Origin of the sequence: Moritella sp. 5, assembly GCF_018219455.1 — a bacterium.
In the GTDB taxonomy this organism is placed as follows: Bacteria; Pseudomonadota; Gammaproteobacteria; order Enterobacterales; family Moritellaceae; genus Moritella.
Genome location: NZ_CP056122.1, coordinates 3,163,263 through 3,185,173, shown reverse-complemented (window position 1 = coordinate 3,185,173; position 21,911 = coordinate 3,163,263). Strand labels below are relative to the sequence as shown.

General features: G+C 38.7%; 20 protein-coding genes. 12 read left to right on the top strand and 8 right to left on the bottom strand.

Annotated elements, in window-relative coordinates; genetic code table 11:
- Positions 1-84: 84 nt before the first annotated feature.
- The 5 genes from HWV01_RS14160 (at position 85) to can (ending at position 5,705) form a co-directional block, all read left to right on the top strand.
- Positions 85-591 (top strand): type II secretion system protein, encoded by a 507-nt coding sequence (locus HWV01_RS14160; protein WP_211672159.1) that lies wholly within the window; start codon positions 85-87, stop codon positions 589-591.
- Between the two features lie 298 nt (positions 592-889).
- Positions 890-2,371 (top strand): glucose-6-phosphate dehydrogenase, encoded by a 1,482-nt coding sequence (gene zwf / locus HWV01_RS14155; protein WP_211672158.1) that lies wholly within the window; start codon positions 890-892, stop codon positions 2,369-2,371.
- Positions 2,372-2,393: 22 nt separating this feature from the next.
- Positions 2,394-3,113 carry a 6-phosphogluconolactonase gene (gene pgl / locus HWV01_RS14150; RefSeq protein WP_249185321.1) on the top strand — a complete coding sequence of 240 codons (720 nt, stop codon included), beginning with the start codon at positions 2,394-2,396 and terminating at the stop codon, positions 3,111-3,113.
- Between the two features lie 567 nt (positions 3,114-3,680).
- Positions 3,681-4,874, top strand: a complete 1,194-nt coding sequence (gene nhaA / locus HWV01_RS14145) for a Na+/H+ antiporter NhaA (RefSeq protein ID WP_211672157.1) — start codon at positions 3,681-3,683, stop codon at positions 4,872-4,874.
- A gap of 207 nt (positions 4,875-5,081) precedes the next feature.
- The gene (can, locus tag HWV01_RS14140; protein ID WP_211672156.1) at positions 5,082-5,705 is read left to right on the top strand and encodes a carbonate dehydratase; all 624 of its coding nucleotides are present in this window, start codon (positions 5,082-5,084) and stop codon (positions 5,703-5,705) included.
- 171 nt (positions 5,706-5,876) lie between these two features.
- Here the strand turns inward: can and HWV01_RS14135 are convergent, their stop codons facing one another.
- Positions 5,877-6,086, bottom strand: a complete 210-nt coding sequence (locus HWV01_RS14135) for a cold-shock protein (RefSeq protein ID WP_006030497.1) — start codon at positions 6,084-6,086, stop codon at positions 5,877-5,879.
- Between the two features lie 676 nt (positions 6,087-6,762).
- Positions 6,763-7,029, bottom strand: coding sequence for an acyl-CoA-binding protein (locus HWV01_RS14130; protein WP_211672155.1), 267 nt, complete (start codon positions 7,027-7,029; stop codon positions 6,763-6,765).
- 454 nt (positions 7,030-7,483) lie between these two features.
- On the opposite strand from HWV01_RS14130, the gene HWV01_RS14125 reads away from it, so the two are divergent.
- Positions 7,484-8,299 (top strand): hypothetical protein, encoded by an 816-nt coding sequence (locus HWV01_RS14125; RefSeq protein ID WP_211672154.1) that lies wholly within the window; start codon positions 7,484-7,486, stop codon positions 8,297-8,299.
- A gap of 48 nt (positions 8,300-8,347) precedes the next feature.
- Here HWV01_RS14125 and moeB read toward each other — a convergent pair whose 3' ends face one another.
- Both moeB and moeA read right to left on the bottom strand, forming a co-directional pair.
- A complete protein-coding gene (gene moeB, locus HWV01_RS14120) occupies positions 8,348-9,145 on the bottom strand; it encodes a molybdopterin-synthase adenylyltransferase MoeB (RefSeq protein ID WP_211672153.1) in 798 nt (265 codons plus the stop codon).
- Positions 9,145-10,377, bottom strand: a complete 1,233-nt coding sequence (gene moeA / locus HWV01_RS14115; protein ID WP_211672152.1) for a molybdopterin molybdotransferase MoeA — start codon at positions 10,375-10,377, stop codon at positions 9,145-9,147. The genes moeB and moeA overlap by 1 nt, the downstream gene beginning before the upstream one ends.
- A 184-nt stretch (positions 10,378-10,561) precedes the next feature.
- Here moeA and folE point away from each other — a divergent pair, with 184 nt between their 5' ends.
- Positions 10,562-11,212: a GTP cyclohydrolase I FolE gene (folE, locus tag HWV01_RS14110; RefSeq protein ID WP_211672151.1), complete on the top strand. Its 651-nt coding sequence runs from the start codon at positions 10,562-10,564 to the stop codon at positions 11,210-11,212.
- 215 nt (positions 11,213-11,427) lie between these two features.
- On the top strand, positions 11,428-11,985 hold the full coding sequence (locus HWV01_RS14105; RefSeq protein WP_211672150.1) for a GTP cyclohydrolase: 558 nt from the start codon (positions 11,428-11,430) through the stop codon (positions 11,983-11,985).
- Between the two features lie 97 nt (positions 11,986-12,082).
- On the opposite strand, the gene HWV01_RS14100 is transcribed toward HWV01_RS14105, so the two are convergent.
- Entirely contained in the window at positions 12,083-14,026 is a 1,944-nt protein-coding gene (locus HWV01_RS14100; protein WP_211672149.1) for an exoribonuclease II, read from the bottom strand.
- Between the two features lie 183 nt (positions 14,027-14,209).
- Positions 14,210-14,689, bottom strand: coding sequence for a glutathione peroxidase (locus HWV01_RS14095; protein WP_211672148.1), 480 nt, complete (start codon positions 14,687-14,689; stop codon positions 14,210-14,212).
- Positions 14,690-14,963: 274 nt separating this feature from the next.
- Here HWV01_RS14095 and htpG point away from each other — a divergent pair, with 274 nt between their 5' ends.
- From htpG to hemH, 3 genes are all read left to right on the top strand, one after another.
- Positions 14,964-16,874: a molecular chaperone HtpG gene (htpG, locus tag HWV01_RS14090; RefSeq protein WP_211672147.1), complete on the top strand. Its 1,911-nt coding sequence runs from the start codon at positions 14,964-14,966 to the stop codon at positions 16,872-16,874.
- 167 nt (positions 16,875-17,041) lie between these two features.
- On the top strand, positions 17,042-17,689 hold the full coding sequence (gene adk / locus HWV01_RS14085) for an adenylate kinase (RefSeq protein WP_211672146.1): 648 nt from the start codon (positions 17,042-17,044) through the stop codon (positions 17,687-17,689).
- Between the two features lie 150 nt (positions 17,690-17,839).
- The gene (hemH, locus tag HWV01_RS14080) at positions 17,840-18,820 is read left to right on the top strand and encodes a ferrochelatase (protein WP_211672145.1); all 981 of its coding nucleotides are present in this window, start codon (positions 17,840-17,842) and stop codon (positions 18,818-18,820) included.
- 73 nt (positions 18,821-18,893) lie between these two features.
- Here the strand turns inward: hemH and argA are convergent, their stop codons facing one another.
- Both argA and HWV01_RS14070 read right to left on the bottom strand, forming a co-directional pair.
- On the bottom strand, positions 18,894-20,222 hold the full coding sequence (gene argA, locus HWV01_RS14075) for an amino-acid N-acetyltransferase (protein ID WP_211672144.1): 1,329 nt from the start codon (positions 20,220-20,222) through the stop codon (positions 18,894-18,896).
- Between the two features lie 76 nt (positions 20,223-20,298).
- Positions 20,299-20,613 carry an HI1450 family dsDNA-mimic protein gene (locus HWV01_RS14070; RefSeq protein WP_211672143.1) on the bottom strand — a complete coding sequence of 105 codons (315 nt, stop codon included), beginning with the start codon at positions 20,611-20,613 and terminating at the stop codon, positions 20,299-20,301.
- A 194-nt stretch (positions 20,614-20,807) separates the two neighbouring features.
- Here HWV01_RS14070 and aroG point away from each other — a divergent pair, with 194 nt between their 5' ends.
- The gene (gene aroG, locus HWV01_RS14065) at positions 20,808-21,866 is read left to right on the top strand and encodes a 3-deoxy-7-phosphoheptulonate synthase AroG (RefSeq protein ID WP_211672142.1); all 1,059 of its coding nucleotides are present in this window, start codon (positions 20,808-20,810) and stop codon (positions 21,864-21,866) included.
- The last annotated feature ends 45 nt before the right edge of the window (positions 21,867-21,911 follow it).

Genomic DNA, 21,911 nt, shown 5'->3' with positions numbered 1-21,911 from the left:
TTAGTTTAATATATCCGCCATTATCACTTTTATGTGTGTTAATATTGCCTTGTTAAATGATATTAATTAAGGTTTTACATTAAAATGAAAGATGAAATTGGCTTTTCATTAATTGAATTAACGTTTGTTATTGTAATTCTTTCTGTCCTCGCAATGTTCGCCATACCTGAATATACAAAGACACACCGAGAAGCTAAAATTGCAGTGCTTAATGATATGCGTGGCAAGTTGAATAATGCGGTCGATAATTTAAAAACAGCCTCAAATATCGATTCGCGACAACAAACGCTTCCAAATGGACTAACCTTTGTTCAATACGATACCCATAAAAGCTATCGGGTGTCAGGTCAATTACTCTATCCAACAGAAATATGCCATATTTTAGGTTTAACGACACGCCCGCTTGTCGAAGGAATTGAGGCGGACTCTATCGATGCCAGTTATACCTGCAAAAATGAAAATAAAAGTTATTCTTGGGTCAAGATGAATAAACTTGAATCGACAGATTGCACGTTATCTTATAGGGCTAGATATAATGAAGACATTATCACATCTGTAGACATTAAACTTGTCGGAGAATGCCTAGAATAGTGAACCCTTGTTTGTAGCGTAGATAAACTGCACAATGTTTAGTTTTTAACGCTGAGTCCTTACTTTCTAAACTTTCGTTTTTTTATTTCATTCGAAAGCAGTTTGGGATTTTATTCGAGATAGACTTTTACTTGGGTACCTATTTTTAGGTATTTAAGTGATATATTGCTGAAACCATTTTAGTTTTCGATCATTTTGAGTGATAATGCCGCGCCTTAGTCTGTTATCTGTGCGTAGTACAAACGGACTAAAGCCATATATTCTAATCTTGTCGATAAAATCTTTAGGAAATAAAACCATGGTAAAACCTGAGAATAACAGTATTGTCATTTTTGGTGCTTCGGGTGATTTAACAAAACGAAAGCTACTCCCCGCGCTTTATCACCTTTATGTCAATGAACTGTTACCTGAAGATTTTTCTATTTTGGGTGCGAGTAAAACTGCATATACGGATGATTCATTCCGTGAAAAAGTAACTAATGATTTGATCAAAAGTGAAGGCGTTAATAAGCAACAAGCAGAAGATTTCTGTAAGCATTTATACTATATCTCGATGGATATGACCGATGCTGATAGCTATGGTGCTTTTAAAGCGCGCTTAGACGCATTATCTGAGACGCATAATACGGTTGGTAATGCTATTTATTATATGGCCACACCTCCGAGTTTATACGCAGCAATCTCATCTAATTTAGCAAAATATAAATTGAATAAAGACCGTGATGGCTGGAAACGATTAATCGTTGAAAAGCCATTTGGTTATGATCTTAAGTCGGCAAACGAGTTAGATGAGCATCTACATACTTGTTTCCGTGAACGTCAGGTTTACCGTATTGATCATTACCTAGGTAAGGAAACAGTTCAAAATTTATTGGTATACCGCTTCTCTAACGGCTTATTCGAACCGCTTTGGAATCGTAGCTTTATAGACTATGTTGAAATTACGGCCGCTGAAAGCTTAGGTGTAGAAGAGCGTGGTGGTTACTACGATCATTCTGGTGCAGTACGCGACATGCTGCAAAACCACTTGTTGCAAGTATTAGCACTTGTTGCGATGGAACCACCTGCGGTAATTAACGCGGATGCAATGCGTAACGAAGTTGTTAAAGTGATCCAAAGTTTACGCCCACTTGAAGAGCAAGACTTACGCGATAACCTCGTATTAGGCCAGTACACGAAGAATGTTGTGAATGGCGAAGAATTGCTTGGTTACCGTAGTGAAAATGACGTAGATGAAGATTCTCGTACACCTACGTATGTTGGCATGAAGATGATGATTGATAATTGGCGTTGGAACGGTGTACCTTTCTATGTACGTACCGGTAAACGTATGCCAGAACGTTTAACTGAAATTGTTGTTCACTTTAAGAAAACACCACATCCAGTTTTTGGTCTGAATGCACCAGAGAATAAAATGATTTTACGCATTCAACCAAACGAATCAATTCAGATGGACTTCGGTTTGAAAAAACCAGGTGCAGGCTTCACCGCTCAGCAAGTATCAATGAGTTTTGATTATAATAGCTTGGAAGAGAATAACCTACTCACTGCTTACGAACGTTTACTGCTAGATTGTATGAAGGGCGATGCAACACTATTTGCTCGTTCTGATGCGGTTAAAGCATGTTGGGAATACGTACAACCAATTTTAGACTATAAAAAAGAAGCGAAATCTTTATTTGGTTATAAGTGTGGTACTTGGGGTCCGAACAAAGCTGATGAAATGTTAGAGAAAGATGGCCGTGAGTGGCGCTTTTCTAGCGAAGAAGTGATTAATTAATTTAAACTTTAGAAGTGGAACTATGATGGATTATCGTACTTTTGAAACACCTCAACAAGTTGTTGAGTCTTTAGCTAATTCGCTCGTTGAATACAGTAAACAAGATAAGCCTGTGCATATCTCGTTATCAGGTGGTAGTACACCAAAACTTCTATTCAAAGTATTAGCAAAGGCACCCTTTGCTACAAGTATTGAATGGGGAAATTTGCATTTCTGGTGGGGTGATGAACGTTGCGTAGCACCTGATAATGCTGAAAGTAACTTTGGCGAAGCTCAAACGTTATTATTTTCTCAAGTTGCATTACCTGCTGAGAATATTCACCGTATTTTAGGTGAAGATGCGCCAGAGCAAGAAGTTATTCGTTTTGCACAAGAAATGAAAGCATGTATTCCTGCTAATAATGGACTGCCTTGTTTTGATTGGATCTTGCTTGGTATGGGGGGCGATGGACATACTGCATCATTATTCCCAGGTCAGACTGATTATAATGATCAAAATATTGCAATTATTGCGCAGCACCCAGAATCAGGGCAGTATCGTATTTCTAAAACTGCACGTCTATTAGCAAATGCAAAGCGTATTAGCTATTTAGTGATGGGTGAAGGTAAAGCACAAGTGATCAAGCAAATTCATGATAATGATGATGCTGCACTTGCATACCCTGCAGCACAAGTAAAAGCCAGCCTAGGTAAAACTGAGTGGTTTTTAGATGCGGATGCAGCTAGGTTAATTAACGGTTAATCCTTATAAGTAATTTCGATAGCTCACTGAGCTTAGAATAAAAGACCTGTTAGTTTATACTAACAGGTCTTTTTTTGTTCGTTTGTTTATTTTTCATACTTACATTTAATATTTAATTCTTCATTAAATTATCCTAAAAGGCTTTTAAAGCATCATTTTTAATTCAGCTAATATTAGTTTGAGTTGTACTTAGATCGTTTATTAGAAAGCTATTTAAGTCGATTCTGTGGCGGTTTTTGTTTCCATTCTTTGTTGTTTTATATTTTTGATAGGTTTTATCACTGCTTTAGCGCTATTTGTTAGTCATTTATGGCTATTTTTTAGAACTGTGTTTGATATTTATATGTGTGATTTTTTATTATTATGTGTCATATTACTTGTCATATTATGTCGAGTTAGACGGAGGCGGTAGCAGTAGTAAAGCGTCTTAATAGCATAAAATATAATTATGCTTTAATTTATATAAATTGATAATACTGAAATATCTTCATTCTATATTGGGTGTAATAAATATCATTGCATTGAGCTTACCCCTTATAAATGAAAATGTTGATATAAAGGAAAAATATGAACAACACACAAGAATCATTTTTATCTAGTTTCTTTAAACTAGAGTCAGCGGGCGGCATTATCTTAATGTTCTCAGCTGTATTAGCTATGATTTTAGCTAATAGCCCTGCACAAGATCTATATGCAGCATTTCTGGACATTCCAGTAGAGATCAAGCTTGGTGGTTTAGAGATAGCGAAACCACTATTACTTTGGATTAATGATGGCTTAATGGCGGTGTTCTTCTTTTTAGTTGGACTTGAACTAAAAAGAGAATTAGTCGAAGGGGAGTTATCTGATCCTCGAAATATTATATTGCCGGGTGTCGGTGCTATCGGTGGTATGTTATTCCCAGCGCTTATCTATGTTTACTTTAATATAGATGATCCTGCAGCGTTAAGTGGTTGGGCTATCCCAGCGGCAACAGATATTGCATTTGCGTTAGGTATCTTGAGTCTATTAGGTTCTCGAGTGCCTGTCAGCTTGAAAATATTCTTAACATCGCTCGCTATTTTTGATGATATTGGTGCGATTTTAATTATTGCCTTCTTTTATACATCGAAGATTTCGATTTCGGCGCTTATTGTTACGGCATTATGTATTCCTGTGTTGGCCTATTTCAATAAACGTAATGTTGATTCAAAAGCATTGTATATCATCGTTGGTATAGTCATGTGGGTTGCTATGCTGAAATCTGGTGTGCATGCGACATTGGCTGGTGTTATTCTTGCGCTGTTTATTCCTATGCAGTCAAAAGATAAGTCACATTCACCACTGAAGTCGATGGAACATGGCCTACACTTTGTTGTTGCATTTGTTATTTTGCCTATCTTTGCCTTTGCGAATGCGGGTATTAATTTATCAGGTATTGGTCTAGAACAAATTTTACACCCTGTACCTATGGGTATTGCGTTAGGTTTATTCTTTGGTAAACAGGTGGGTATCTTTGGTCTATGTTGGCTAGCAATTAAATGTAAAATTGCACAAATGCCAAAAGGTATGAACTGGTGTTCTTTATACGGTACAGCCATTCTATGTGGTGTTGGTTTTACTATGAGTTTGTTTATTGGCTCATTAGCCTTTGGAGATACAGGTACTAACCCATTATTTGATGAGCGCCTTGGTATTATCTTAGGTTCACTACTGTCTGGTATTGTTGGTTTCTTCATGTTGAAATCGTGTCTATCCAAGCAAGGGGAGGTCGCTAAATAACGTAGCGTTCACCTTGTAATTTAATAAAAAAAGCATCCTTGATTGGGTGCTTTTTTATAGCTGGCTTGTACAGTGCCTTTTTTAATTTTTACACTCATAAGTCCAGTGGCTTATATTCGAAGATTACTTATTTATCAGTTGAATATATTGATTAAACAAGCTAGTTTAAGGATTCAAAATGTAGTTACTTAATCAGAGAGCGTAGTCTTGAGTACAATTAAATCGATATTTGAACGTAATCGCGCATGGTCAGAACAGATTAATGAACAGTTCCCTGACTTTTTTGAAAAACTTTCTAAGCAACAATCACCTGACTACCTCTGGATCGGCTGCTCCGATAGTCGCGTACCAGCAAACCAGATCATGGCCCTGCCTCCGGGGGAAGTTTTCGTGCATCGTAATATTGCTAATATTGTTGTGCATACAGACTTAAATTGTTTATCAGTGATCCAGTACGCGGTAGAGGTACTTAAAGTTAAGCATATTATTGTTTGTGGTCATTATGGTTGTGGTGGTGTTAAGGCCGCTATGGGCGATGAACAGCATGGTTTAATTGATAATTGGTTACGTCATATTAAAGATGTCGAGCGCTTCCACATGGACGACTTAACGGATGTCAGTGAAGAAGATAAAATTGACCGTATGTGTGAATTAAACGTTGTAGAGCAGGTTAGGAATGTCTGTAATACCACTATTGTGAAGCGAGCTTGGCGCAAAGGGGAGGAGTTAACGATTCATGGTTGGATTTTTAATATCAGTAATGGTGTATTGAAAAGTTTAACTGAGAGTATTAATTCGAGAGAGAAGCAATTGGAAGTTATTGTTAAATAGTTTCAGTATTTAAGCGTGTAGTTATAGCGATAAAAAAGCCAATGAGATATCTCATTGGCTTTTTTAGTACCTAAGTATAAATCACATAAGGAGTCATAAATTTTAGGTAATAAAAAAGGTGAACTAAGTTCACCTTTTTTGATAACTGTTTAACCGATTAATAGTAAACTATTAAAGAGGTTTAACGTTCTCAGCTTGTGGACCTTTTTGGCCTTGACCTACTGTGAATTCAACTTTCTGACCGTCAGTAAGTACTTTAAAGCCATCAACTAAGATAGAGCTGAAATGTACGAATACATCTGGGCCATTTTCTTGCTCGATGAAACCGAAACCTTTAGCTTCGTTGAAGAATTTTACTTTACCGATTACTGTATTAGACATATTAAAAACCCTGTATATATATACGTTATTAAAAAAATTGTTAAAAAACCAGGGTGTAACTTATATAAACAATACAAAACACAATAATCAATACGAGTATTAACTAAAGCTTATTCTACCGATATAAACTAGCCTAATTTCTTAAGACGAATTATACATGGTTAAAGACTCATAGCAATACACCCGCTCGTTATTTTTATGAAATTGTTGTTTTCATTAACAAAATCATTATTCCCAAGTCATATTTGGTGTCTTTTTAGGCGTTGCAACACTTATTTCGAGCAATATGCGGTCATATTACACCCAGTTTATATTTTGATCTAGTTTTGCAGTGGATTTAGAATTGTAGTTATTGATTATTGCTAACGTAGCTGTGTTTAAAACCATAATGTAACGTATAAGCTTTTGATATAAAAGATTTATGTCTGGTCTGGTTATAGGTGAACTGAATTGCTTTTTGGCAGAGAATAGACATTTATTAAATGGATTTAAGGAGGATTATGAGTAAGAGTGTGCGTAGACAGTGGTTTTTTAGCCAAAAGAAAGTAGTACAACGCTTCATTAATAAATAATAGGTCAGAGATTTAAAGTCTATCTCTTAATGAGTGGATGTTCTACTCTAAAAACTGTCAGTAAATAGGCTTATTTACTGACAACATGTTATTTTATTTATCAATTAAGCCGCGTATTCTTCTTCTACACGCGCAATGTATTTTTCCATCGCTTGCTCTGTCGTTAAACCGCGTAACTTATCCCATGCCGTCCACTTCGCGAAAGCAACCATATCAAAAATAGATGGTTTCTTTGTTGCGACATCACCTTCAGTTGCTTGCTTAAATAATGAGTAAAACTCTAATTTTAATTCTTGAGAAGGTTTTTTCTTTGCTGTGCCATTTTGAACTTGGTCTACTGTTGCTTCGAATTTAACGCGTAGGTCTGTCATTCTATATTCCTTTATCTAATTGTTGAATCAATAAGTACTTAAATATCATTACAACTAGCAACGCTGCAATGCACCTACTAATGAGTAGTTAGGTCACAATTCGAATATTACATTTATTTTTGTATTAATACACTATTTAATTTCAATTTTAGGTATGAAATTAAATAATGAAAAATCCTTATGTTTCAAACTAGTAACTATTAAATAAGTATGAACCTTCTAAATTAGATGATCATTATACTGCAAAAATGATAACTCGAAGAATCTTCTAAATATTGATGTAGCGTATGAACGCTAGGGTTTTAGGTTAAAAACCAGTAATTAAGCTTGATATATATGGAATAATATATATCATTACCCATTTGTAGTTATGACCATTTGGGTGTTAGGGATATATTTATCTTTAAATACTAGAGATGGAGTGACGCTAAACTCATTTATTGTAAATTAAGATATGATCGGACAACAATCGAAGAGCCAGATAACATTATCAGAGGCAGTATTGCACAACCTAACAACCTTACAACGTTGCTCGATGTTCACTTTCGCGCTTTTAGTGATGAGTACCATTGTGTTTACCGAAAAAACGAACATAGCATCGTTTTTTTTCGCGAGCTTACCTATGGGACTTGGTTTAACAAGTAACTTTATTACACCCTTAGTTACTTTAGGTTTATTGGCGCTATCCAGTGCGGCTTATTTTGGTATTGTTTATGCGACTAAGATGCCAACACCGCGGCGGCAAGATACGAATAGTTCAGGTTTTTTATCTGAAGTACGCGTTACCTTTGTATTTGGCGCTTGCTTTGGTTTATTAACCGCTATTTTATGTAGTTTGATCTTTGTGATTGCTGAGCCGCATTTACCGCAGGCATTCCTTAAATATCATCAAATATTTGGTTCGTTAGATATTGCTTTGATTTCACTTACAGGAACAGTTCTAAGTGCCTTATATTTAGGTTTATTTATGTTACCGCTATCTCTTTTTCTCTCTCGATTGTTTGAGCGAGTAGAGAGCGTGACGCCGATTAAATTAACGACTCGAATTATTCTTACGTCATCACTTATCGCCTCGCTATTTGTCGCATTTATAATTGTTGTCATCACATCCACACTCTCAATAAATCTCATCTTGTTTAGTGTCACAATAACTGTGATTACATCCACGGCTTTAGGTTTACTATATTGGTTTGTAGGGTTGGAGGCGAGCATCATTGGCAATATGGTATATTGCTTATTAGTGTCTTATCTGGCAAATATATTCTTATAATCTAGCGCGATTAACAGTCGGTTGATAACTGCGCTAGGATTATAACGGTTATACTGTTCTTGAAGAGTGACAGACCGTACAGGTAGGTAGCTTTGGTAGTTTCATTTGTTGAAATGAAAGTGTGAGACCATCGACAATTAAGATTCTCCCGGTCATTGGCTGACCAAAATTAGCAATAACCTTAATTGCTTCCAGGGCCTGCATCGCACCAATAATACCCACCATCGGCGCCATAATACCGGATTCCACACAGCTTAATGTTCCGTTACCGAATAATTGGCTTAGGCATTGGTAGCAAGGCTCATCATCGGCATAAGTAAAGACACTGATTTGACCTTCCATACGGATCGCTGCTCCCGATACTAATGGCGTGCGTAAAGCGAAACATGCACGGTTTATCTGCTCTCGTGTATCGACGTTATCAGTACAATCAAGCACGATATCATGTTGTTTGATTAAGTCTGTTAACTCATCTTCAGATAGTCTTTTAGTGATAGCCTGAATTTTACAGTGTGGATTTATTTGTTCAAGCTCATATTTAGCCGAAAGTGATTTAAATTCACCAATACGACCATCACGGTGTAGCAATTGACGTTGTAAATTCGATAATTCAATATGGTCAAAATCGACTAATGTCATCTTACCCATACCAGCAGACGCTAAATATTGGCTACTCGCACAACCAAGACCGCCAGCACCAATAATTAATACATTCGCTTGTTTTAAGGCTTCTTGACCGTCAAAATCAAAGTGACGTAGGACAATTTGACGGTTATAGCGTAACTCTTCTTCCGAAGATAAGATATCTTTGGAAGGTAAGTCGCCATTAGTAGAGGGGGTTTTCATCAATTTAAGATCTCGTTAAATGGTTCGATCGTCACTGTTTCCCCGATTTCCACATTACCGCGGTCTTGCTCTAAGATAGCGTAACAATTAGAGTGGCTCATGCTACTAAATACGCCTGAACCTTGACTACCTGTTGATATAACTTCAAGTTGTCCGTCTGCATTAACACTATAAATGGCGCGTTGGAAGTCCATACGACCAGGTGCCTTTTTCAGTTTTGTTGCAGCAATGGCATTGAAACGTGGTGTTGGAGTGTAAACTTGGTTGGTCATTTTAGCTAATGCAGGTACAACAAGTTGATGAAAAGTTACTGTTGCTGATACTGGGTTACCTGGCAAACCAAAGAATTTACTGTTTGGTAGTGTACCGAACGCAAAAGGCTTCCCTGGTTTAATCGCTAATTTCCAAAAGCCAATCTCACCCAGTTCTTCAAGTAATATTTTTGTGTAGTCAGCTTCACCAACTGATACCCCTCCTGATGTGATCACTGCGTCTGCTGCCGCATCGGCTTTGATGAAAGTTTCACGAAGTAGGACTTCATCATCAGGAACAATACCAAAATCAATGATATCTAAATTTAAACGTGACAGCATTGCTGTGATGCTGTACCTATTACTGTCGTAAATCTCACCGTTAGCTAAAGGTTGGCCCAAGCTTTTAAGTTCATCACCTGTTGAGAAAATTGCAACTTTTAAACGACGATAAACTGTGACTGCATCAATGCCAATGCTTGCTAACATTGGAATGTCACGTGGCGTGAGACGGCGACCTGTGGTTAACACTGCTTGGCCGACTGCAATATCTTCTGCTGCATTACGAATATTGTCATGCATTGGTGGTAAAGCTTCAAAAGTCACCAAATCACCATCGACTTGTGTTCGTTCTTGCATGATGACGGCTTCACAACCTGCCGGCACTGGGGCTCCAGTCATGATGCGGATACAAGTACCAAGTGGCCATACATCATTGAATGGTTGACCTGCAAATGCTTTACCTGCAAGTGGCAGTGTCATTGACTGTGTTAGATCTGAGATTCGGATGGCATAACCATCCATTGCCGAATTATCAAAAGGTGGGACATTAATTGGAGAGACGATGTCTTCAGCGAGAATATAGTCGAGCGCATCAGCTAAGTTTAATGTGAGTGTTTCTTTCACTACATCGATATCGGCTAACATCTCTTGCATCGCTAAATCTAGCGGCTTTAGCCCTTGTACATCACAACATCCCATTGCATACCCTTGTTGGTTATTTTTTAATATATAGGTAATTATGACAAACTCAGCAGGTTGACGATAGGATCTATAACAATAAAAAGCTTAATTAACGTTAATTCAGTTAATTTGTTTATCTTCTTAATTGTTAGATGTTATTATGCGCCATTATTTTAAAGTCGATCCATTTGTGGAGTAATTAATGACCTGCCTAAGTAAAGAAGCTTTATTAGTCCGTTCAGTCTTGGAAGAGCGAGGGTTAGAAACACCTATGATCGGAACTGGGCTAACGAGCGCAGAAAAGAAAGAACGCATTGAATCGCATTTTACCGAGATTCTAACATTATTAGAGCTGGATCTAAGTGATGATAGTTTGGCTGAAACGCCACATCGAATTGCAAAAATGTACGTAAATGAAATATTCTCAGGCCTAGATTATGCGTCATTCCCCAAAATCACTTTAATTGATAATAAAATGCAAGTGGATGAAATGGTTAAGGTGAGTGATATTACATTAACGAGTACGTGTGAACACCATTTTGTGACTATCGATGGTAAGGCGACGATTGCTTACATTCCTCGTAGTAAAGTGATCGGTTTATCAAAGATTAACCGTATTGTGCAGTTTTTCTCACGCCGTCCACAAGTGCAAGAGCGCTTAACTCAACAAATCTTAGTTGCACTGCAAACCTTGCTTGATTCGCAAGATGTTGCTGTTAGCATTACTGCTACGCACTATTGTGTAAAGGCTCGTGGTGTGATGGATGCAACGAGTGAAACGACAACTACATCACTGGGTGGTATCTTTAAATCACGTCCAGCAACAAGAGCAGAGTTCTTGCACTGCCGATAGAAATTGATTATTAACAGTTTATTACGTTAACCCGAACTACAATTCTCGAGTGCTTCCACTCTGTGGTTTGGGTTTATTTATCATTTTTATCGCATCTCTAACGACCACATTGCCACATTTCGTCATTATTCATCTTTTTTCATCACTTTAATGAAATTTAATCGCCACACTTACTTGGTTTAATAGCCTCATTGATTATTAATGAGTTGCTTTAAATGACCCCGATATTAAAATTAAACGTACGATGGGAATTACACGACGCTCAGCAACAATTTGCGCCGATGTTATTATTGTGCTGCTTTTTTGTTTGCTTAACGGCGACAATGAGTTTGATCATAAGCAATTCAAATAGCGCTTATGCTAAGGATATGGCGTTATTGTCCATTTACGATGATAATTCGACATTGGGGATGGTGAATGTCGATGGTCTTTATGCCGACGTGATTAGTATGGACCGTCAAGCGACTGTAGATGTAACGCTTGTGAAAGAGCAAATTAAATTTGAAGAAAAGTTAGCAGATTTAGAGTTTGTGTTACAGCAGTATCAAATGATGGAGCTACAAGCCTTTAAGTTTGTGATTGATATGCCGAAACGTGAGCAAGTCACGACGTTAATGCTGATACATTTAAAAAATATGCTGGCAGAGTTTACGGCGTTAAATCCGGATATTAGTGCTAATTGGAAGATAGACCCAAACAACGCGTTTAAATTAATTGTGCAATTGCACACAGAGCGACAGCGACATTGGGGTGGGGCAGAGTTTATTATTTAACGAGGGCAAGCGACCTTACCCTCGTTAACTGCGTTGTATTAAAACAAGGCTATAATAACGAATACGTTACTACTTGTGCGATTAATAGTTGTGGTGATTAACTCGCCATTTTTTCAATTGGTTTAGCAACAATATTACGTTTTTCTTTGTTGATTTCAGCAATGTTAACGTAAATCACGTCACCTAGGCTGTATTCCACTTGATCTTTAATGCTGATTTGACCCGTTTCAACTAAGCATTTAACTTCTTTCTTATTATCATGTAATAAGCTAGCAGGAATAAATGCAACCGCACCATTTTCAAGTAAACGCACACGTAAACCACCACGGTTAACATCCATAATACTTGCTTCGAATGCTTGTTTGCTTTCTACTGCAGGTGTTAGGTAGTCAACGTATAACCACGAGGAGATATCACGTTCAGCCATTCTGTGTTGACGACGACGCTCTGACATTAAGATAACTTCATCTTCAGTCGCTGACGGCGCAGAACCATTGGTCAATGTTGCTTTGATTAGACGGTGGTTAATTATGTCACCATATTTACGAATAGGTGATGTCCACGTTGCATAACCGTCTAAGCCCATCGCGAAGTGGCGTTCTGCACTTGCACTGATTATGCTATAGCTTTGCATTCGACGTAAACGACTGTCTAAAGCTGGATTGGCTTTTTCAGCGAGTGTACGTTGTAATTCAACATAACCTGGTAGTGATTGGATGTGCTCTTTAGTACATTCAATACCATGTTCAGTTAATAACTCGACAACCAGATCAATTTTCTCTGGATCGAAACCAGCGTGGGTATTAAATACACCAACATCACCATTTTGACGGAATAAACGTGCTGCTGTAATGTTCGCTGCAACCATTGTTTCTTCGATCATTTGATTGGCAATACGGCGATGCTCTACATGAATAGCCAGTACATTACCGGTTTCATCTAGCTCAAAGCTATAATCAGGTTGGTCTGGGAATACGATTGCATTCTTCTTGCGCCACTGCTGACGATGACGTGCAAAAGTAGCCAGTGATTGTAGCTGTTCTGCCAGTTGTGCTTCAGGCTCCCAGTCAGTTGATACTTCTTCAATCCAATCTGATACTTGTGTGTAAGACAGTTTATGCTGTGATGTGATCCATGCTGTGAAGAATTCAAATTCTTCAGCTAATGAGCCGTCTTCTTGGATCGTATAAGTACAGCATAATGTTGGGCGTTTTTCGCCAGCAACGAGTGAACAAACACTATCACTTAGTTCACGTGGCATCATTGGGATATTACGGCCCGGTAGATACACAGTGAATGCGCGTTCTGCTGCAATTTTGTTTAATTCTGAATCGGCAGGGATATATGACGTTGGATCGGCGATCGCCACTGTTACTTTTAAATTACCTTCCGCTGTTTTTTCAACAAGCAGTGCATCATCCATATCTTGTGTTGATGCTGAATCGATAGTGAAAAAGGCTTTATCGGTTAGGTCTACACGTGTAGTGTCATCTTTGAATTCAACCGAATCAGGCATCGCTGGTACATCTTTAGCTAAGTCTTGACGCGCTAATGTTACCCACCATGGTGCATTTGGATCGGTTGCCGTCGCGACGAAGCTTGTTACTTCAGCAGCAAAATTACCGTCTTTTAATGCATGAGATTTTAGTTGTGCTACAACCCAGTCGCCTTCGTTAACTTTTTGTTCGCCCAAACCAACTAATTTAGCTCTAATTGGCATGTTGATAACAGGGCTGTCTGCAAGAATCGTTAATTTGTTTTTAGTCATGCTGATACGCGCAATAAAACGCGTTAACTTAGCTTCAACTAAGGTATCAGGTTCTGCCGATGTTTTATCACCGTTAGTTTCGATATACGCTTTAATTCTATCGCCATGCATGATTTTTTTCATGTGAGGCGGGGCAATGAAATAGCTTTCGCCATCATCCGCTTCAAGGAAGCCAAAACCACGTTCAGTGCCTTTAACTGTACCTTCTACACTCGGCGTGTTTTGGCGCATATTTTGTTTTAATTGAGATAGTAGTGGATTGTCGCGAAACATGTAAAGCCTTCCTATAATGAATTGCGCATACTATACGACAGAGAAAGGCGAAACTCCACCCCTTATGAGGGTTGTTTTTTGTAAAAATAAACGAGATTAAATAGTTAGCTTTATCTAAAAAAATAGCCAGTCATTTAACTAAGCTATTGTAACTATTAAATACTTTATTTAAAAAAAGAAAGTCTACAGTAGTATTTCAATGTCTTTAACCATGCCTTTTGGTGACAAGGTCGGTGGAAAGCGATCGACAACATCGCCATCACGGTTTACTAAGAATTTAGTGAAATTCCATTTAATACCTTTACTGCCTAATATGCCCTTTGCTTCTGTTTTAAGCCAATTATAAAGTGGGTCTGCATTATTTCCGTTAACATCGATTTTACTGAACATATCGAACGTCACGCCAAAGTTCAGCTGGCAAAATGAGTTGATGTCCGCATCTGAACCTTGCTCTTGTTGTTTAAATTGGTTGCAAGGGAAGCCTAAAATAGCGAGTCCTTTGCTGCCATATTTCTGGTGTAACTCTTCTAATTCGGCATATTGATTAGTAAATCCACATTTACTTGCTGTATTTACAATCAACACTGCTTGGCCTTTATAATCACTGAGTTTTTTTTGTTCACCTGTGATTGTAGTTACTTCGAAATCATAAAGTGTAGTCATTTTAAGTACCTTAATAATAGAATGAGCACGAGTGCTAATGTGTATTAATTAATTTAAGTTGTGCGCAATATATTGGTGGTTAGTATACTAATGTGCAAGGACTTTCTTATATTTAATATTATTTTGTAGTGTATTTTATAGTTGTTGCGTTAGAGCTCACAGATAAAAATTATAAACTGCCCTTGAAAACACTGATAACAAACCCATCTATCTATTAACGAATAAATTCAGATAGTTTTAATCTGAATCACCCATTAGAACAAAGGAATAAGTAATGACTGATACAGTTAATACTGAGACTCACGGTTTTCAAGCTGAAGTTAAGCAGCTGCTTAAATTAATGATCCATTCTTTATATTCAAATAAAGAAATATTTTTACGTGAACTCGTCTCTAATGCGGCAGATGCAGCCGATAAACTTCGTTTTAAAGCATTATCAGATAACAGTTTATATGAAAATGACGGTGAATTACGTGTGCGTGTATCGCTTGATAAAACAGCGCGTACAATTACGATTTCTGATAACGGTATCGGCATGTCACGTGAAGATGTTATCTCGCACCTAGGTACGATAGCACGTTCAGGTACGTCAGAATTCTTTAACAACTTATCGGGTGATCAAGCGAAAGATTCGCAATTAATCGGTCAGTTTGGTGTTGGTTTTTATTCTGGTTTCATCGTAGCAGATATGATGACAGTAAATACACGTGCAGCGGGCGCAGCTGCGGACCAAGCTGTACAGTGGGAATCAGAAGGTGAAGGCGACTATCGCCTTGCTGAGATCACGAAAGAAAGCCGTGGTACTGAAATCATCTTGCACTTACGTGAAGGCGAAGATGATTTATTAGATGCATGGAAACTGCGTCAAATCGTAAACAAATACTCTGACCACATCAGCATCCCTGTTGAAATGTGGAAAGAAGAACAACCTGAATCAGAAGGTCCTGACGGTGAAAAAACACCTGCAGTACCAGGTGAATGGGAATCGGTAACACGTGCAAGCGCATTGTGGACATTATCGAAAAATGAACTGAAAGACGAAGAGTATCAAGAGTTCTATAAGCACATCGCACACGATTTTGAAGATCCACTAACATGGAGCCATAACCGTGTAGAAGGTAAGCAAGAATACACCAGCCTACTTTACATTCCTGCGCGCGCACCGTTTGACATGTGGAACCGTGAAAAAGAACATGGTCTAAAACTGTATGTTCAACGTGTATTCATTATGGATGACGCAGAGCAGTTCATGCCAACTTACCTGCGTTTCGTGAAGGGTGTATTAGATTCGAATGATCTACCACTAAACGTATCTCGCGAAATCTTACAAGATAATAAAGTAACAACATCATTACGTACTGCTTGTACTAAGCGTGTACTTACGATGCTTGAGCGCATGGCTAAGAATGATGATGAGAAATACCTCAAATTCTGGAATGAATTCGGTCAAGCACTGAAAGAAGGTCCAGCTGAAGATATGGCGAATAAAGAAAAGATTGCTTCTTTATTACGTTTTTCTTCAACATCTGTTGGTGGTCCTGCACAAGAAGTTGGTTTCGGTAAATACATCGAAAACATGCCAGAAGACCAAGATAAGATTTATTACATCACAGCTGATAACTACACAACAGCGGTAAACAGTGCTTACCTTGAAATCTTCAAGAAGAAAGGCATTGAAGTATTACTATTAACAGACCGTATCGATGAGTGGTTACTATCACACTTAACAGATTTCGATGGTAAGCAATTAGTATCAGTAACTAAGGGCGATCTTGACCTTGGTGCACTCGATGATGAAGACGCTAAAAAAGCGAAAGAAGAGGCAACTGAAGAGTTTGCAAGTTTCCTTGAGCGTGCTAAATCAACATTAGGTGAAAAAGTAGCCGACGTTCGTTTAACTCATCGTCTAACTGAAACACCGTCTTGCGTGGTAACAAACGAAGATGGTATGAGCAGCCAGATGATTAAGTTGATGGAATCTGCAGGTCAAGCTGTACCACCACAAAAGTACATTTTTGAGCTAAATCCTGAGCACGAAATGATTAAACGTGTTGCTGATGAAGTAGATGAAACCGTATTTGCTGACTGGGTTCAACTATTGTTAGAGCAAGCTCAGCTTACCGAACGTGGTAGTTTAGACGATCCTGCTGCATTTATTGCACGTATGAACCGTTTAATTGGTTAATTTCGGACTTAACTTTGTGGGTATTATTTTTATCGCATTACTCACAAAGTTGTATACAAAAAAGTAACAAAACCGAGCTGGACTTGAACACATCGGATTTCCCGTGTAGTCTAGCCGTTCTGAAATTTAAGCAATTTAAACAAGCTAAGTCAATTTAAGGGCAATTTATGCGTATTATTTTATTAGGTGCACCAGGTGCAGGTAAGGGAACTCAAGCACAGTTCATCATGGAAAATTATGGTGTTCCGCAAATCTCTACTGGTGATATGCTACGAGCTGCTATTAAAGAAGGTTCTGAGTTAGGTCAAAAAGTTAAAGCTGTTATGGATGGTGGCCAACTAGTATCTGACGAACTAATCATCGAATTAGTTAAAGATCGCGTGAAGAAAGAAGATTGTGCAAAAGGTTTCCTACTAGACGGTTTCCCACGTACTATCCCACAAGCTGACGCTATGAAAGAAAACGGTATTGACGTTGATTTCGTACTTGAATTTGACGTGCCTGATGAAGAAATCGTTAAACGTATGAGTGGCCGTCGTGTTCACGCTCCTTCTGGTCGTGTTTACCATACAGTTTACAATCCGCCAAAAGTGGAAGGTAAAGATAACGAAACTGGTGAAGAATTAACAATCCGTGTGGATGATGTTGAAGAAACTGTTCGTAAACGTTTAGGTATCTACCACGATCAAACTGCACCACTTATTGCATACTATGGCAAAGAAGCGGAAGCTGGTAACAGCAAATACGTTACATTTGACGGCACACAAGCTGTTGAAGCTGTAAGTAAGCAATTAGCTGAATTACTTGGTCAATAGATAGGGCATAACCCCTTTCGATTAATCTGTATACGGTTACTAAACCCTGAGCATGCTCAGGGTTTTTTTATAGCTAAATCTCAGTGAGTTGTTGGATCCAATGCGTTTAATCACATAGAATAGCTTTATTCGTTAAACGACATAGTGATTATGGGTAATATGACTAAGCAAAGTGTGTTATTGGTTAACCTTGGTACGCCTGAATCGGCAACACCAGCGGGTGTTAAAGCATTTTTAAAACCATTTCTTTCTGATCCTCGTGTTGTTAGCATTCCGCGATTATTTTGGTTACCACTATTAAACGGTGTCATTTTACCTTTGCGCAGTAAACGTGTTGCTAAAGCCTACCAATCAATTTGGTTTGAGGATGGTTCACCTTTATTACACTACAGTCTATTACAACAAAAAGCCTTGGCAGCCTTATTCGAAGAGGCGGGTCAAAATGTCAATGTTGAACTGGCAATGACCTATGGTGAACGCAGCATTAAAAATGCCATTGCTAAGCTACAACAAACGGGGTCAGAGCATATTGTTGTGTTACCGTTATTCCCACAGTATTCCTCAACAACAACTGCGCCGGTATTTGATCAAGTGGCTCATTATCTGCAAACAAATATCGATGTACCAAGTGTGAGCTTAGTGAAGCATTACCATAATAACGCAGCCTTTATTGATGCGCTGGCACTGAGTATTGAACGACATTGGGCAGAAAAGGGCAGGGCAGATAAATTGTTATTGTCTTACCATGGTATCCCTAAGTTCCTCGTTGAAAAAGGTGATATTTATGCTGACCATTGTGTTGAAACGACCGCATTACTTTGTGCGCGTTTAGGCTTAGCCGAAGATGAGGTTGTGCATTGTTATCAATCTCGTTTTGGTAAAGCAGAATGGTTACAGCCATATACGAATGAAACCTTAATTAAATTGGCTGAAAGTGGCACTAAGTCGTTAGATGTGATTGCGCCTGCGTTTGCTGTCGATTGTTTAGAAACGTTAGAAGAAATGGCGATAGAGAATAAAGAAGTGTTTGTGGGTGCCGGCGGTGAGGATTACCGTTTTATTGCGTGTTTAAACGACGACGACGCGCATGTCCGTGCATTACATGCCGTAGCCAGCGATTATTTACGTTAGCGCCACAGTCATCACATTAGACATGCAGTATTTAGATTAAAGGTAGCGTAGGTGATAAACCTACGCTTTATGTTTACAGCTTTTTCATCAATATTTTTGAACGACGTTGTAGATTATACAATTCTTGTTTTTCTAGTGGTAACTGGTCTAATTCAACAGGATCAAAACCACGCTCTCTAAACCAATGAATACTGTGTGTGGTGAGGACGAACAGATTATCCATTCCTTGCAGATTCGCTTGTCTTTCGATTTCTTTGACCAATAAGTCACCGCGGCTTAAACGTCGATATTCTGGGTGAGTAGCGACACTCGCCATTTCAGCAATATTATCAGAGAAGCAATACAGTGACGCACAGCCAATGATCGTGCCGTCGCGCTCAACCACAGTGAAGTGTTCAATATCCCTTAATAGCTGCTCTCTTGTTCGTTGCACTAGCATGCCTTGATCAACTAAGGGTTGTGTGAGCACCATGATACCCGCCACATCTTCAATTTTGGCTGGGCGAGTTTGCTCGGCACTTTGACGGACAATCTGGGTGCCGACACCATCACGTGAAAACAGCTCTTGTAATAGTGAACCATCGGTTTTGTAACTCACCAAATGACAACGAGGAACCCCTGCTAATGACGCATTGATTGCGGCACGTAAATAAGATGCGGTACCACTATTAATGCCACCTTGAGCATCAATCTCGGCTAGACGTTCTTGGGCTTGCTCTGGGAACATTTCAGAAATTAGGTTACCGTTATAATCCAGCACACCTTGAGCAGAACAAAAACTGATCAGTTTGTGTGCATTTAGTTTAATGGCAATTTTGGTTGCAACTTCCTCGGCACTTAGATTAAAGCTTTCACCGGTAACGGAATAGCCGAGCGGGGGAATGACTGTGATGGCATTTTGTGCCAGTTGATATTCTAATGCATCGGTATCGACACGCCGAACACGGCCGGTATGACAAAAATCAATGCCTTCATCAACACCCATCGGTTGCGCAGTAATAAAATTACCACTGACAATATTAATTTTTACGCCGTGCATCTGGGTGTTGACCAGTCCCATTGAGAATGCTGCTGTGATCTCATATTGGAGTTGGCCAATGACTTGCTTGATTAGCGGGAAAGCTTGTTCGTCGGTGACTCGCTGTCGCTTGTGGAATACACTTTCACAATTGTGTTGAGCCAATATTGTGTTGATTTGTGGGCGAGCACCAAACACCAGTACAATACGAATGCCAAGAATATTTAATAAGGCGATATCATTGACGATATTAATAAAATTAGCGTGTGCAATCGCTTCACCGCCCAATGTGAGTACGATTGTTTTATCGCGATGGGCATTGACGTACGGGGCTGATTGGCGAAACCACCGTACTAACTGGTTATCTTGTTGACTCAATTCCATCTCCTTGGATTATAATGCTTATTCTAAACGCTAATATTCCTTAATTCGAAGATGAAAGCAAGTCACTAACGTTTGATTATTCAGTTTTCCAAAGAATATGGATAAAATTATCGTTAGTTTTTTTCTTAACTAATACGCGCCCGAATACATCATTTAACAGGTCGTTGTCGTCAACAAGCCCAATATGTAATTCGCAGTACTCATTATCATTGATACCCATTGCTACGTTTGCTGGCCAATCATCACCTAGGCTGACGATATCAACCGCACCTCGATCTTCGAATTGCATGGCAAATAAGATTTGATCTGCAGGGGATAACTCTGTTTGTGCACTGTCTAGGAATGTGTCGTAGGCAAAGTCAATTAATTCATCTTCAGTTTTTAATAGCATGGGGTTTCCAAATTTAACTCATTTGTGGTGGATTTTACCTTAATCTCGATAAGATAAGAATATCTCTTATAATATCCACTGAATTTTTATGTGATTTGTAATTGCTTCCGAGTGAAATAGACGTTACATTGAATGCGGACAATATAACATTAGAGTATGAATGCCCACGGGCCGAATAAAGGAATATTAGTAGTATGCATTATCAAACAGACGACGTTAGAATCCGTGAAGTAAAAGAATTATTACCGCCAATTGCAGTGTTGGAAAAATACCCTGCTTCTGATGATGTGACTAAAACAGTATTTGAATCACGCAATAGCATTAGCCAAATTCTTAAGCAAGAAGATGATCGCCTTTTAGTGATCGTTGGTCCTTGTTCTATTCATGATACAGTGGCTGCATTAGAATATGCAGAGCGACTAGTAGCATTGCGTGAGAAGTATAAAGATACGCTTGAAATTGTGATGCGTGTTTATTTTGAAAAACCACGTACAACTGTTGGTTGGAAAGGTTTAATCAATGACCCGTATCTAGATGATAGCTTCCAATTAAATGATGGTGTACGTATCGCACGTAAACTATTGCTTGATGTGAATGCAATGGGTTTACCAACAGCGGGTGAATTTTTAGATATGATCACACCGCAATATGTCGGTGATTTAATGAGTTGGGGCGCAATTGGCGCACGTACGACAGAGTCTCAGGTTCACCGTGAACTGGCTTCTGGTATGTCTTGCCCAGTTGGTTTCAAAAATGGTACAGACGGTACAATTAAAGTTGCTATCGATGCAATTGGTAGTGCAAACGCGCCGCACCATTTTTTATCTGTCACTAAATTTGGTCACTCTGCGATTATCTCAACAGCAGGTAATCCTGATTGTCATCTTATTCTACGTGGTGGCAATAAGTCGACAAACTATTCTGCTGACGATGTAGCCACAATTACAACTCAGTTAGAAGCGGCTAAGCAAGACGTTAATATCATGATTGATTTTAGCCATGCTAACAGTGAAAAGAAATTCCAAAAACAAATGGATGTTTCAACTGATGTTTCTGGTCAAATTAGTGCTGGTAACAAAGGTATCTTTGGTGTGATGGTTGAGAGCCATTTAGTTGAAGGTCGTCAAGATCTTGTTAACGGTAAAGTTGAAACTTACGGTCAAAGTATCACTGATGCTTGTATTGGTTGGGCTGACACTGAAACTATGATGGCACAGCTATCTGAAGCAGTTGCGACACGCCGTACAGTTTAATAAGCAAGCGGTTAGCTGACTTGCATTACAACGCTGTTTAGGTAT